Source organism: Pseudomonas sp. NFACC45 (genome assembly GCF_900113505.1).
In the GTDB taxonomy this organism is placed as follows: Bacteria; Pseudomonadota; Gammaproteobacteria; order Pseudomonadales; family Pseudomonadaceae; genus Aquipseudomonas; species Aquipseudomonas tehranensis.
This window is the reverse complement of the sequence record NZ_FOPO01000005.1, coordinates 234,803-248,256: the sequence shown is the minus strand read 5'-3', so window position 1 is coordinate 248,256 and position 13,454 is coordinate 234,803. Positions and strand designations below refer to the sequence as shown.

At 59.3% G+C, this 13,454-nt stretch carries 9 protein-coding genes; 4 read left to right on the top strand and 5 right to left on the bottom strand.

Translation table 11 applies throughout. The features are described from left to right. Positions 1–125 precede the first annotated feature (125 nt). The 3 genes from BM132_RS11310 to BM132_RS11300 all read right to left on the bottom strand — a co-directional run bounded on the left by BM132_RS11310 (position 126) and on the right by BM132_RS11300 (position 5,945). Complete coding sequence (locus tag BM132_RS11310) at positions 126–3,257, bottom strand: hypothetical protein (protein ID WP_092455305.1); 3,132 nt, start codon at positions 3,255–3,257, stop codon at positions 126–128. Between the two features lie 119 nt (positions 3,258–3,376). Further along, entirely contained in the window at positions 3,377–4,558 is a 1,182-nt protein-coding gene (locus BM132_RS11305) for a pyridoxal phosphate-dependent aminotransferase (protein ID WP_092455303.1), read from the bottom strand. Between the two features lie 250 nt (positions 4,559–4,808). Continuing rightward, positions 4,809–5,945 carry a glycerate kinase gene (locus BM132_RS11300; protein WP_092455301.1) on the bottom strand — a complete coding sequence of 379 codons (1,137 nt, stop codon included), beginning with the start codon at positions 5,943–5,945 and terminating at the stop codon, positions 4,809–4,811. 158 nt (positions 5,946–6,103) lie between these two features. Here BM132_RS11300 and BM132_RS11295 point away from each other — a divergent pair, with 158 nt between their 5' ends. Both BM132_RS11295 and rarD read left to right on the top strand, forming a co-directional pair. After that, entirely contained in the window at positions 6,104–7,117 is a 1,014-nt protein-coding gene (locus BM132_RS11295; protein WP_092398966.1) for an aldo/keto reductase, read from the top strand. A 185-nt stretch (positions 7,118–7,302) separates the two neighbouring features. Continuing rightward, the gene (rarD, locus tag BM132_RS11290) at positions 7,303–8,187 is read left to right on the top strand and encodes an EamA family transporter RarD (protein WP_092455299.1); all 885 of its coding nucleotides are present in this window, start codon (positions 7,303–7,305) and stop codon (positions 8,185–8,187) included. 180 nt (positions 8,188–8,367) lie between these two features. On the opposite strand, the gene hppD is transcribed toward rarD, so the two are convergent. After that, entirely contained in the window at positions 8,368–9,444 is a 1,077-nt protein-coding gene (gene hppD / locus BM132_RS11285; protein WP_092455297.1) for a 4-hydroxyphenylpyruvate dioxygenase, read from the bottom strand. A gap of 249 nt (positions 9,445–9,693) precedes the next feature. Beyond that, positions 9,694–10,638, bottom strand: a complete 945-nt coding sequence (locus tag BM132_RS11280) for a DMT family transporter (protein ID WP_092455295.1) — start codon at positions 10,636–10,638, stop codon at positions 9,694–9,696. 239 nt (positions 10,639–10,877) lie between these two features. On the opposite strand from BM132_RS11280, the gene BM132_RS11275 reads away from it, so the two are divergent. Then, positions 10,878–11,744, top strand: a complete 867-nt coding sequence (locus tag BM132_RS11275) for a LysR family transcriptional regulator (protein WP_092455293.1) — start codon at positions 10,878–10,880, stop codon at positions 11,742–11,744. A gap of 58 nt (positions 11,745–11,802) precedes the next feature. Continuing rightward, on the top strand, positions 11,803–13,383 hold the full coding sequence (locus tag BM132_RS11270) for an EAL domain-containing protein (RefSeq protein ID WP_092455291.1): 1,581 nt from the start codon (positions 11,803–11,805) through the stop codon (positions 13,381–13,383). Positions 13,384–13,454: the final 71 nt, after the last annotated feature.

Sequence of the window (13,454 nt, the reverse complement as noted above, 5' to 3'; positions counted from 1 at the left end):
CAAATCCGTAGATACGTACGACTTTTCCCGTTTTAATGTGAGAGCTCTACTTTTAATGCGTGGAACATTACTTCAATAGTCAAGGACGACAACTAATGTCGTCCTTGACTACCCTATCGAAATAATCAGGGTGTTTCGGGACGCTCCTGTTCGCAATAAACCAGACTGGAGTTCAACAACGCCACGGGAAAGGTGAACTCCGACTCGATGCCGTTAACCGTATAAGCGATACGGGCGTAGCGGGCGGCGGGCCGCTGAGTACCATTGGGCGGTAGCTGGATCTCGCGGATTTTTGCGTAATCCGTCAGCCAGAATTCCAAGTCCCCTGTCGCAGGCATCGGTGCCGAGTCAGTGATTTGCGTACCGGGAATGGAAGTACCGCTCGGTGTATTGGTCGTGCGTCCTTCGAACTCCAGAGTAACGGTGGCTCCCGTGGGAATATTGACATCGCGCCGGATTCGAACTCGCAGGGCGCGAGGCCTATAGGGAGGCATGGGGCCATTCGCTACAGCCGGATGGTTGAGGCTCGGGCAGTTGATAGTGGGGGGAAGTATGCCGGGGGGAGACGGTGGGATGGTCCGTTCTGGCACGAGGGAGCCTGATGAGCTGGTGAACGCTGAAACAATCACAATTGGCGCAGGCAAGTCGATCACGATGGCCGTCACGTCGACCTTGGTCGTGATTTCCTGTTTCATCACGTTTTCGCTGCCCGGGTATTCAACAGTGATGTAAGCCTCTCTGGCATCACCGCCTGCAACGGTACCGTTGCCCTCCTTGAAAATCGTGTCCCAGGGCAGCTCTGTAGTGACCTTCGTAGCGCCCACGCGCACAGGTTCTGGCTCACCCACCTGTTTACCCTGATAGTAAAACGTAACCATTTCACGGCCGGTCACGGGGCGGTCGACCTCATTCCATAGAGGCCACTCCATGATCGCCGCCATCCCGGCCTGATCGGGCCCCAAGGTATTGGGTGGAGGGGGAGTGGGGCCCGCGCCTTGCACCACTACGGGGACGATGGCGGGGTTCACCGGATCCGGTAAATTAGGCTGTTCCGGACCGGCATAGGCAAAGTCGATCAGAGTGAACCTGCGGGATGAAACCGGATTTGGCGTAAGTGTCGCGCGCTCCAGTTCATACCAATATTCCAACTCCGTCTCGTCCTGCTTGTTGGGGTCTCCAAACATCGCCGCCAACAGCGGGTAGTCCAGTTCGAACTTCAGCGTCCCCGGGCCCGGTCCAGGAATGGATTGCTCTGGCAAGTCAACCGTCGTAGCCTCCGACGAGTAGAGGTAAGGAATGATTCGGTCGTTCGCAAGCGCATTGTCTGGATAATCTACTTCCAGGATGACCCGGGTGTCTGGGGGCTCCGTCACCATCGTGAAATTAATGGACTTGCCCCCATCGGTTACCGGAATCCTGGGGTCGTGGAGTACCGGTGCCGGCGTCTTGACCCTACGGAACAGGGAAGTAATGGCCGCGTTGTTGCTGATATTTCCAGGAAGGTCAGTGAGATTGTATGAGTAATAGTATCGCCCATCACTCAGCCCCCGCAGAAAAGCCAGCGGAATATTGATAACCCCAGAGGCAGGCACTGGACCACTGTAAGCAGGCGTCTCGGCCTGCATCAAGCTGAACGATAATTGCGTCGAAATATAAAAATTGACCTTGTCTTTATCTGCCTCGAACTTCTGGTAGGCCGTGGGAATGGTCAGGTTCAGCCCTCCGGCATTGGCGGGATCGCTCAGCCAGGTATCGTCAATAACTTCAGGAAACGTGCCTCCCAAGGTTAGTATTGTTGGGCGCGCGCCCGTGCCATTACCTGTGCCTGGTTGCCGCTGGTAGGGTGCGGTCAAATCAACCAGAACTGCGGTGGGGGTATCGGATGTATCAATATTTCCGTTAACATCGTAATCAACAAACGTAAAGTTATACAAGTTGTATTCACCGGCAGGGTCAAATACATCATTCAGGCCGCTGACATCCACATCAAACTCTATCGGAAATGTCCAGACACCTCCGGGCTGCTGATCTTTATACTTTGTCTCAATTATATAGGCCGGGTCGCCCGCAACAATATCAACATCTTTTGGAGACAAATGAAGCTCTACCGCCGCTCCGCCGTCGGGGCTTTGATCAGTAATACTTGTCAAGTGCACCTTGATGCTACGATCCTCTCTAAGCTGCTTATAAGTGAGTCTCCCATCCGGTAATTGATTGACAACAACTGGGGGGACGCCGAGCATACTGCCACCCGATTTAACTTGCACATTCATTTTTGTAGACTCCATCGAGGAATTCTTCATTGAATCGCCAATGTTATAATCCGATGGATGACCGCTCGATGGCAGGCTCCATACTTCCGGCGTTGATATATCGCGACTTTTGCTGCCTGAAAATGCTAAAGCATCTTCAGTGGATGCTTGCAAAGCTGTCCTGCCAAGAGGACCACAGGAAAGTGACTGGCCAGGAATGATTCGATCAATCTTCACCAGCCCTGGCGCCGATTTTCCTTGTGCGATACCGTTTCGATAAAGCGTGTAACTGGCCAGTGCCGATGCATTTCTTTCCATCGGTTTTATGTACTGTTCATACTTATCGCTCTCCAATATAAAGTCGAATCCCAGATCAGACGAAGCCTCCTCTTGCGTCAACAACTTAGTTAGCCGAAGCGCCGTGCCAACGATCGGATCAGTACCATTAAGGTTATAGAAACCCTCCCAGTCCAAGGCGCATTCATCGTCCCTCATAAACCGCCCCGGTTGCGCGGGCACACGCACCAATAGCCTCTCCCACACCTTGGGTTGCGAGTCGCAATTGAGATAGCCCCATAACGTCGCGCTGGGAAAACGCGGTTCTTTCAGATTCACGGGAGGTGGACGATTCACAATGAATACTTGTGGGAGCGATGTATCCGGGTTGCCGTCGTCACCCCGGGTTACCCGATATATCAGGCGAATTTCTCCATCGCGCTGCAGATATTGCGCCGGCAAGGTAATGGGCGGTGGCGGTGTCACCGGGACGGGAAACGCGTTGCTATAAAATCCTATTTCGTCCGCAGCTCCCGGCTCCAATACCCAAATCTCCAGCAAGTCACTACTGCCCTCCTTTTCGGATGGAGAGACCCACATCGGGATAAGCAACGTGGCCCCTACGATGGAGGCTTCGGGCGGGAGTATGCGATCCGCACCAACGCCTTCAATACTTAAAGGCGCCGCCAGAATCGTCCCGCTCCTTACTTTCTTATCTGTAGAGGACATGCACCATTCTCCAGACCGGGCCTTCTAAATGTCTGGAGAAATTAGACGTGGATATGACTATTACGCCTACTGTCAGATCTGACAGGTTTGCCGGCCGTTCGTCGGACCAGGCAATGGCGTCAACGTTGCTCCAGCGAATCCGCCGCGCACCGGGCGATGCGCCGACAGGCTTCGTCAAGCTGAGACTGGTCGACCACCAAGCCGATGCGTATATGCCCCGCTGCACTCGGCCCGAACGCTTCGCCGGCCAGGACAGACACGCCATATCCGTCCAGCAGGCGCTCGGCAAACGCCTGGGCACCGAGACCCGTCTGGCGCACATCCACCATCACGAACATGCCACCATCGGGCCATACCGGTTTGAGCCCTGGGCACCCTTCGAGCGCGGCGCAGACCAGATTCCGACGCTGGCGATACGCCTCGTGCATCTGGGCCACGTCGGGCAAATCCGTCTCCAGCGCAACCTGGGCCGCTCGCTGGACGAAATCCGGCAAGCCGAACAGCATGCACAGCGACAGGTTCGCCAGATGTCCGGCCAAAGATTCGGGACCGATGACCCAGCCGATGCGCCAACCCGTCATGGCGTGGGACTTGGACAGGCTGTTGATGGTGGCGGTGCGCTCGGCCATGCCCGGTAGGCTGGCCGGGCTGATGTGTTCGCCTTCGTACAGCAAGTCGCTGTAGACCTCGTCGCTGATCAGCCACAGATCATGCCCGATGCACAATTGCGCCAGTGCTTGCCAGGTGGCCAGCGGCAAGCTGGCGCCGGAAGGATTGTTGGGGCTGTTGAGCAACATCGCCCGAGTACGGGGGGTAATCAGTTGGGCGACGTCGGCCGGATCAACCCGAAACCCGTTTTCCGGGCGCACCGCCACCGGCACCACTTTAGCCCCGCAAGCACCGAACACCGCTTCGTAGGTGACATACATCGGTTCGGCGATGATCACTTCATCACCGGGGTTGAGCAGGCATTGCGCGACCGCGTACACCCCGCATTGCGCCCCCGGCAACACGGTAACCTGGTCGGCGCCCACCGGCTGACCGCAACGCTCGCGATGACGCCGGGCAATACTGGCGCGCAAGCTGTGCAAGCCACGCACATCTGAATAGTGGGTTTCTCCGACCCGCAGGCTGGTCACCGCAGCATCGACGATAGCGCGTGGCGTGTCGAAATCCGGATCGCCCACTGATAACAGCAATACATCCATGCCCTGCTCGCGCATGGCCAGCGCCCGGTCGTGGATCTGCCACGCAGCGGCACCGTCGCCGGTGATGCGGCGGGTCAAGTCTGAAAAGCGCATGTACCACTCCTGTTTTGCGCGAAGTCCAGCCTCAACCCTATCTCAAATCCCATTTCGCGCCAGCGCTTTTGTAGCGAGGGCGCTTGCTCCCGCTCGGCTTCTGTAGGAGCTGGCGAAGCCTGCGATCTTTTGATCTTTTGATCTTTCGCTTGAGACTCAAGTGTCTGGGGAGATCGCAGCCTCGTTGCACTCGACAGCTCCTACAGAGCTCCTACAGAGCCTAGCGGGAGCAAGCGCCCTCGCCACAGGTCTATCGGGCGGCCACTCGCCAAAGCCGGGCGATGTCCCGGGCTCGTTCAGCCAGCAAGCGTGGCGCATCGGCGCAGGCCTCTTGCAGGGTCATCGGCCCGCTGACCAGGGCAAACGCGGCGTCGATGCCATGTTCATACAGCGCCTGATAATCCTGCCCCAGCGTGCCGGCGATGACCACGACCGGTACGCCGTGTTGGCGGGCGATGCGGGCCACGCCAAAGGGTGTTTTGCCGCGCAGGGTCTGGGCGTCGAAACGGCCTTCGCCGGTGATCACCAGGTCAGCGCCGTTGATCGCATCGGCCAGCCCGGTCAACCCGGCGACGACGTCAACGCCGGTGCGAAACTGCGCGCCCAGGAACGCCTTGGCGGCGAACCCCAGCCCCCCGGCGGCGCCGCTGCCCGGTTCGTCGCGTACATCCTTGCTCAACACCTGGGCACAGTGTTCAGCGAAATGCCCCAAAGCCTGGTCCAGTTGCTGTACCTGCTCAGGGGATGCACCTTTCTGCGGACCAAAAATTGCTGAAGCGCCGTGAGGACCGCACAACGGGTTATCGACATCAGCCGCGATCTCGAAACTGACCCGGGCCAGGCGCGGGTCCATCTCGCTCAAGTCGATACGCGCCAGTTTCGCCAGGGCCAGACCACCGGGCGCAAGAGGTTGCCCGTTTTCATCCAGCAACCCCACGCCCAAGGCTTGCATCGCCCCTGCACCGCCGTCGTTGGTAGCACTGCCGCCGATTGCCAGGATCACCCGTCCGGCGCCTTCGTCCAGGGCGGCACGAATCAGCTCGCCGGTGCCGTAGGTGCTGCTGGAACAGGCGTCACGTTGCCCAGGAGGTACCAGCTGCAAGCCGCTGGCCTCAGCCATTTCAATAATCGCGGTGCGGCTGTCGGGCAACCAGCCCCAACGCGCTTCGACGCTGGCCCCCAGCGGGCCTCTCACCCAACTGCGCCGCCACTGCCCGTTGCAGGCCGCCAGCACCGACTCCACCGTACCCTCCCCGCCATCGGCCATCGGGCACTTGATCAACTGTGCATCCGGCCAGACCTGGGCCAAGCCGTGGGCGACAGCATCCGCCACGCCCTGGGCGCTCAGACTGTCCTTGAACGAGTCGGGGGCGATGACTATTTTCATATTATTCTCCGGTTGGGTGGGGACTGTGTTGAGGCTCATGGCTCATCGCGAGCAAGCTCGCTCCCACAGGTGATTTGGGGTGTTTGATAAATCTGTTTGCTCCGCACGCCTTATCTGGGGTTTGATTGGACCTTTCCCATCGATAAAAGGACCTTGTCATGAGCTACCGCACGCTAGGCCATTCTGGGTTGCACGTTTCGACATTGACCCTGGGCACGATGATGTTCGGCGAACAGACCAGCACCGAGGATTCGCTGCGGATCATCGACAAGGCCTGGGACCAGGGTATCAATTTCATCGACACTGCGGACGTCTACACCAACGGTCGTTCCGAAGAGATCGTCGGCGAGGCGATTGCCCGTCACCGTCATGAATGGGTGCTGGCCACCAAGGTCGGCTTCGGCCCGCCGGATGGCGTGCCCAACCGCAGCGGCCTGAACCGCAAGCACATTTTCAATGGCATCGAGGCGAGCCTGACGCGCCTGGGCACCGATTACCTGGACATCTATTACCTGCACCGCGAAGACCACAATACCCCGCTCGAGGTCACGGTGTCGGCCATCGGTGATTTGATTCGCCAAGGCAAGATCCGCTACTGGGGCCTGTCGAACTACCGTGGCTGGCGCATCGCCGAGGTGATCCGGATCGCCGACCGCCTGGGCATCGACCGGCCGGTGATCAGCCAACCACTGTACAACATCGTCAATCGCCAGGCCGAAACCGAGCAGATCACCGCCGCGCAGAACTACGGCCTCGGCGTGGTGCCTTTCAGCCCCCTCGCCCGCGGGGTGCTCAGTGGCAAGTACGCACCGGACGTGGCACCGGACGCCAACAGTCGCGCCGGTCGCCAGGACAAACGCATCCTGGAAACCGAATGGCGAGTCGAATCCCTGCGCATCGCCCAACAGATCCAGCAATACACCCAGGAACGCGGCGTGGGCATGGTCGAGTTCGCCATTGCCTGGGTGCTGAACAACCGCGCTGTCACCTCGGCCATCGTCGGGCCGCGCACCGAAGAGCAATGGGATGGCTACACCAAGGCGCAGTCGGTGACGATCACCGCCGAAGATGAAGCCTTCATCGATTCGCTGGTGACACCGGGGCATGCCTCGACACCCGGGTTCAATGACGTGGGGCATTTCGTACCGGGGCGTGTGGCGCGCACGTCATAATCACGTTTTCTCCAGCCAAACATCCTTGTGGCGAGGGGATTTATCCCCGCTGGGCTGCGTAGCAGCCCCCTGGACCTGACACTGCAATATGCCAGGTCACAAAAGAGGGGAGCTTCGCCCCCAACGGGGATAAATCCCCTCGCCACAGGTTCGGGTGTTGATTGATAGCCCTCAAGAGAATCACCGTGTCCAAAGGCATCGCTCTATCGGTCTCGGCCTCTGTGCTGTTCGCCGTCATGTATTACTACACCTCCCTGCTCTCGCCACTGACCGGCGTGGAGATCTTCGGTTGGCGCATGCTGCTGACGATGCCCTGCATGACGGTGTTCATGCTGGTGGCCAAGGAGTGGAACCTGGTGACGGCGCTCGGCCGGCGCCTGCTCGCCGCGCCGCGGCTGTTGATCGGTGCCATGGCGTCTTCGGCGTTGATGGGGGCGCAGTTGTGGCTGTTCATGTGGGCGCCCCTCAACGGCTACAGCCTGGACGTGTCGCTGGGGTATTTTTTGTTGCCGCTGTCGATGGTTCTGACCGGGCGCCTCGTCTATGGCGAGCGTCTGTCCTACCTGCAGAAAATCGCCGTGTTCTTCGCCACCCTCGGCGTGGTCAACGAGCTGTACCAGGTGGGTGGTTTTTCCTGGGCGACCTTGCTGGTAGTGGTGGGTTATCCGATCTACTTCATTCTGCGCAAACGCCTGGGGACCGACAACCTGGGCGGGTTGTGGCTAGACATGACCCTGATGCTGCCGCTAGCGCTCTGGTTCGTGCAAAGCGGTGAACAAGGTTTCGCTGTTTTCGACCAGTACCCGTGGCTGTCGCTGCTGATCCCGTTGCTCGGGGTGATCAGTGCTTCGGCACTGGTGGCCTACATCGTTGCCAGCCGGTTGCTGCCATTCAGCCTGTTCGGACTGCTGAGCTATGTCGAGCCGGTATTGCTGCTGGGCGTTGCGCTGCTGCTGGGAGAAAGCATCCAGGCCAGTGAATGGCTGACCTACATTCCCATCTGGATGGCCGTGGCGGTGCTGGTATTCGAAGGGTTCAAGCACCTGATGCGCCAGCGCCGCCGGGCTTAAGGCTTATCCAGCCCCCCCTTGTGGGAGCGGGCTTGCTCGCGAAGGCGTCGTGTCAGGCGCCACTGATATTGACTGATACTGCGCTTTCGCGAGCAAGCCCGCTCCCACAAGGGGTTTTGCATCGGCAATAAAAAGCCCGCCGGGCATCACTGCCAGGCGGGCTTTTTTTGCGCTCAGGTATTACTCAGTAGCCAGCACACCACGCCGCACCTGGTCACGCTCGATGGACTCGAACAACGCCTTGAAGTTGCCTTCGCCGAAGCCATCGTCGCCCTTGCGCTGGATGAATTCGAAGAACACCGGCCCCATCAGGGTTTCCGAGAAAATCTGCAACAGCAGACGCTTGTCGCCCTGTTCCGAAGCGCCGTCCAGCAAAATGCCCCGCGCTTGCAGTTCATCCACCGGCTCGCCGTGGTTCGGCAGGCGACCTTCGAGCATTTCGTAGTAGGTGTCCGGCGGCGCGGTCATGAAGCGCATGCCGATGCTTTTGAGCTGGTCCCAGGTCTTGATCAGGTCGTCGGTCAGGAAGGCCACGTGCTGGATGCCTTCACCGTTGAACTGCATCAGAAACTCTTCGATCTGCCCGGCGCCCTTGGACGATTCCTCGTTCAGCGGGATGCGGATCATGCCGTCCGGAGCGGTCATGGCCTTGGAGGTCAGGCCGGTGTATTCGCCCTTGATGTCGAAGTAACGAATCTCACGGAAATTGAACAGCTTCTCGTAGAAACCGGCCCAATAGGCCATGCGCCCGCGATACACGTTGTGGGTCAGGTGGTCGATGATTTTCAGGCCTGCGCCCACCGGATTGCGGTCAACACCCTCGATAAACACGAAGTCGATGTCATAAATGGAGCTGCCTTCGCCAAAACGGTCGATCAGGTACAGCGGCGCGCCGCCGATGCCTTTGATTGCCGGGAGGTTCAGCTCCATCGGGCCGGTTTCGATGTGAATCGGCTGGGCGCCGAGTTCCAAGGCACGTTTGTAGGCCTGTTGCGAATCCTTGACGCGGAAAGCCATGCCGCACACCGACGGGCCGTGTTCGGCGGCGAAGTATGAGGCCACGCTGTGGGGTTCGTTGTTGAGGATCAGGTTGATCGCGCCCTGACGATACAGATGCACGTCCTTGGAACGATGGCTGGCCACTTTGGTGAAGCCCATGATCTTGAAGATCGGCTCCAGGGTGTTGGGGGTCGGGGATGCGAATTCGATGAATTCAAAGCCCATCAGGCCCATCGGGTTTTCGTATAGATCTGCCATGTTGGCGCCTCATCATGCTTATCAATTAACGGAGCGTTAGTTGCCGGCCATGCTGAGGGCACGCGGTGGCGCGCAGGAAATGCCGCGAACGGTGCGGGCGAGAAAATCGCCGTAGATCAGTTGAAACCCGAATATCTTCATTGTCGACCCAAGGCTCTTGCGGGCGAGGCTTCTGCTGCCAGAAGACGTTTATTCTTGTATGCGTAAATCGATTCTACACAGCGTAACCATATTTGTCCGCCTTCGGTATCAAATCGTCTTTTGCGGCGAGCGCGCAAGGGCTTTGTTGCACAGGAAAATCCCGGTCAGGATCAGCCCCGCTCCTACCCCCATCAAGACGGTGAGCCGCTCGTCCAACAGCAACGCCCCGAACAACACTGCGGTCAACGGGTTGAGCGCGATGAACACGCCAGAACGGGTCGCGCCAATCCGACGGATGCCGTCATACCAGGCGATATAGGCCAATGCCGATCCCAGCACACCGAGGTACAGCAGGCTCAACCATTGCCCGACGTCCAACCCGCGCAATGCTTCAACGCGAACTTCGCCTGCGGCCGCGCAAGCTAGCCACAACATCAAGGTGCCCAGCAGAATCGACCAGGTCACGGTTTGCAACGGCCCGAGGCTTTCATTCAGGCTTTTGGAAAACAATGAATAGATGCCCCAGCCCAGCACACAACCAAAAATCAGCAGATCGCCCAGCCAACCCTGCCCTGCACGCTGCAGCAAAGAGGGATCGCGACTGACGATCACCAACCCCGCCCCGCCGATACACAGCACGATGCCTGCGACTTTCGCCCGGCTCAGCCGCTCCTTGAACAGCCACCAGGACGCCAGCCCGATCACCGCCGGATTCAAGGCCACGATCAACGAGGCCCGCGACGCATTGATGTACTGCAAGCCGTAGAAGAAACACAGGTTGTAGAAAAAGATCCCGAAGAACCCCAGCGCCGCCAATTGCAGCCCTTGTTTCAGGCTCGGCCTGGCCAGCGGAATCCCGGCCAGGCCGAGAAACAGCAACAGCGCGAGACTGGCCAGCAGAAACCGCAGGCTGGCGGCGAGCAGCGGTGCCAGGGCATCGGAAAGGATCCTGCCAGCGACGAAGGTGCCGCCCCAGATCATGGTGACCATGGCGAGCTTCAAGTAGACCGGCAGGTCCGACGGGGTTGGGACGGTTTGTTCGAGGGTTTTCATGGTTCACCGAAACCTGTATGTGAAGTAGCTCACAAAACCTGTGGCGAGGGGATTTATCCCCGCTGGGGCGCGAAGCGGCCCCTCGAACTCCCTGACACCCGGAGTCGTCAGGTTTGGGGCCGCTACGCAGCCCAGCGGGGATAAATCCCCTCGCCACAGGTTCTGTATTACTTTGTGATTCGAAGCAGATGCCTCATCATCAAGCTCATGCCTGATCATCGTAAAATGAGCATTCCCTCATGACCCTCACCCAACTCGAAATCTTCTCCCAAGTCGCCGAGCTGCGCGGTTTTACCGCCGCGGCGACGCGGTTGGGTATCAGCCAGTCGGCGGTGTCCCACGCCATCAAATCCCTGGAGCAGGAGTTGGGCGTGGAGTTGTTCAGACGTCATCAGAGCCTCATCGAGCCCAGCGACATTGGCCGGCAGTTGCTGCTGCGCGCCCGGGCCATGCTCGGGCTGGCCAACACCCTGCGCCAGGAAGCCGCGGATGCGCGGGGTATGCGCCGTGGCACCCTGCGCATCGGCTCGTTCGGCCCGACTTCGTCGATGAAGTTATTGCCCGCCATCCTGCAACGTTACCGGGCTTTGCATCCGGGGATCGAAGTGCACATCGACGAAGGACCGGACCGGCAAGTGATCCAGTGGCTGGATGAACGGCGGATCGACGTCGGCTTCGTGGTGCTGCCCGAAGACCGTTTCGACACGTTCGCGCTGATGCAAGACCAGATGGTCGCCGTGCTGCCCAGCGCTCACCCCCTCGCCGCCCAAGCCAGCCTGAGCCTCAAGGACCTGTGCAACGACCCGTTCGTGCTCACCGAGGCCGGCTCTTCTGAACTGGTTTCGCGCCTGTTCAACGCAGCCCGGCTCACACCGAACGTGCGCTATCGTTGCTCGCAGCTGCTCAGCACCCTGGATGTCGTCAGCCGCGGCGAGGCCGTGACCCTGGTGTCCGAAGGTTCACTGCCGGGCGGCGACAACCCGCGTTTCGTCACGCGGCCATTGTCACCGCAGGTCCCGCGGCAGATAGGCCTGGCGGTATTGGACAGCCGCCAGGCCTCGCCCGCTACGCTGGCGTTTATCGAGCTGGCGAGGCAGTCAGTCTGATCACCCGCAACCGGATACACTATCGAAGCTGTTCCTCCAGCCCTCACAGGTTATGCAGATGCCATTGACCGCCACTCGTTTGCGCAAGCGGCCCCGTCGCAACCTGATCACGCTGCTCTGCGGCGTGCTGCCGATACTGTCAGGGCTGGGCATTCTGTACCTGCAAGCTGAACGGACACTGGAACAACAGAGCCAGCAGACCAGCGAAGAGCTGGTCGGGCAGATCGAACTGATGCTCGACAACACCGCGTTGGCGGCCCGCGAACTGCTGCCTCTGGCCGGCCAGCCCTGCGAAGCGGTGAAACTGGCCTTGCGCGAACAGGTGACACGTCGGCCATTCGTCCGTTCGACCAACCTGGTGTGGAACAACACCCTCTATTGCAGTTCGCTGTTTGGCGCCTTCGAAGAGACGGTTGATCCGAATGCCTACCATCAGGGCACGTTGTGGCTCATGAACGGCAACCCGATCACCCCCGACACCGCGCTGCTGATTTACCGGCTCAATGAAGGACAACAAGGGGCATTGGCAACGCTGGACGGTTATCACCTGGCCAATGTCTTGCGTCTGATCGGCGGCGAAACCCGGTTGTTGCTGCAAGTCGGGCCAAACTGGCTGACCGCGGACGGTAAGGTCCGACCAGCGCCCCTGCCCGCACTGCCGGTCGCCCGCAGCAACCTGACCTCATCGCGCTATGCCTTCAATGTTGCAGCCGGCTTCGATGAGGGTGAAATCTGGCGCTACATGGCCCGTGAGTATCCGCCGCTGTTCAGCCTGCTGATCTTCTTCGGTGTCATCGCCGGAACGCTCGGCCACTGGCTGCAAAAACGCGCCACGTCCCCCAGCCATGAGCTGCAACGCGCGCTTGAGGCTGGGGAGTTCGTGCCGTATCTGCAACCAGTCGTGCAGGGCGACAGCAAGCGCTGGGCCGGGGTCGAAGTGCTGATGCGCTGGAACCATCCCAAGGAAGGCCTGGTGCGGCCGGACCTGTTCATTCCCTTTGCTGAACACAGCGGCTTGATCGTGCCGATGACCCGGGCATTGATGCAGCAAACCATGCATTTGCTGGCGCCCTTGGTCCCGCAACTGCAAAGTCCCTTTCACGTCGGCATCAACATCACCGCGCGCCATTGTCAGAATCTGGAACTGGTGCAAGATTGCCGCGAGTTCCTGGAGGCCTTCCCACCGGGGGTCATTACCTTGGTGCTGGAACTGACCGAGCGCGAGCTGATCGAACCGACACCCACCACTCACCAGCTGTTCCATCACCTGCGTGAACTGGGGGTCAAGATCGCAATCGACGACTTCGGCACCGGTCATTCCAGCCTGGACTACTTGCGCCAGTTCAACGTGGACTTCCTGAAAATCGACCAGAGCTTTGTTGCCATGATCGGCGTCGATGCCCTGTCGCGGCACATCCTTGACAGCATCATCGAACTGTCGGGCAAGCTGGACTTGGGAATCGTTGCCGAGGGGGTCGAAACCGTTGAACAAAGCAACTATCTGGCCGCTCACGGGGTGAACTTTTTACAGGGGTATCTATTTGGTCGCCCGATGAGTGGCGCGGATTTCATTACGGCGGTGTCTGCCATTGAAACCCCTGATGCTGCGCCCCTCTACGGGCAACCACAGTCGGACTGATAAAATTCGCATCCCTTGTTACATAACGAAAAAGTTACGATTTACACCCGTGGGTTTCACTACTACAATTT

What these genes read in the sequence shown, in the direction of transcription:
- BM132_RS11270 (WP_092455291.1), top strand. Translation starts at nt 11,803, where the DNA reads ATGCCATTGACCGCCACTCGTTTGCGCAAGCGGCCCCGTCGCAACCTG.
- BM132_RS11310 (WP_092455305.1), bottom strand. Translation starts at nt 3,257, where the DNA reads ATGTCCTCTACAGATAAGAAAGTAAGGAGCGGGACGATTCTGGCGGCG.
- BM132_RS11300 (WP_092455301.1), bottom strand. Translation starts at nt 5,945, where the DNA reads ATGAAAATAGTCATCGCCCCCGACTCGTTCAAGGACAGTCTGAGCGCC.
- BM132_RS11275 (WP_092455293.1), top strand. Translation starts at nt 10,878, where the DNA reads ATGACCCTCACCCAACTCGAAATCTTCTCCCAAGTCGCCGAGCTGCGC.
- BM132_RS11305 (WP_092455303.1), bottom strand. Translation starts at nt 4,558, where the DNA reads ATGCGCTTTTCAGACTTGACCCGCCGCATCACCGGCGACGGTGCCGCT.
- BM132_RS11280 (WP_092455295.1), bottom strand. Translation starts at nt 10,638, where the DNA reads ATGAAAACCCTCGAACAAACCGTCCCAACCCCGTCGGACCTGCCGGTC.
- hppD (WP_092455297.1), bottom strand. Translation starts at nt 9,444, where the DNA reads ATGGCAGATCTATACGAAAACCCGATGGGCCTGATGGGCTTTGAATTC.
- BM132_RS11295 (WP_092398966.1), top strand. Translation starts at nt 6,104, where the DNA reads ATGAGCTACCGCACGCTAGGCCATTCTGGGTTGCACGTTTCGACATTG.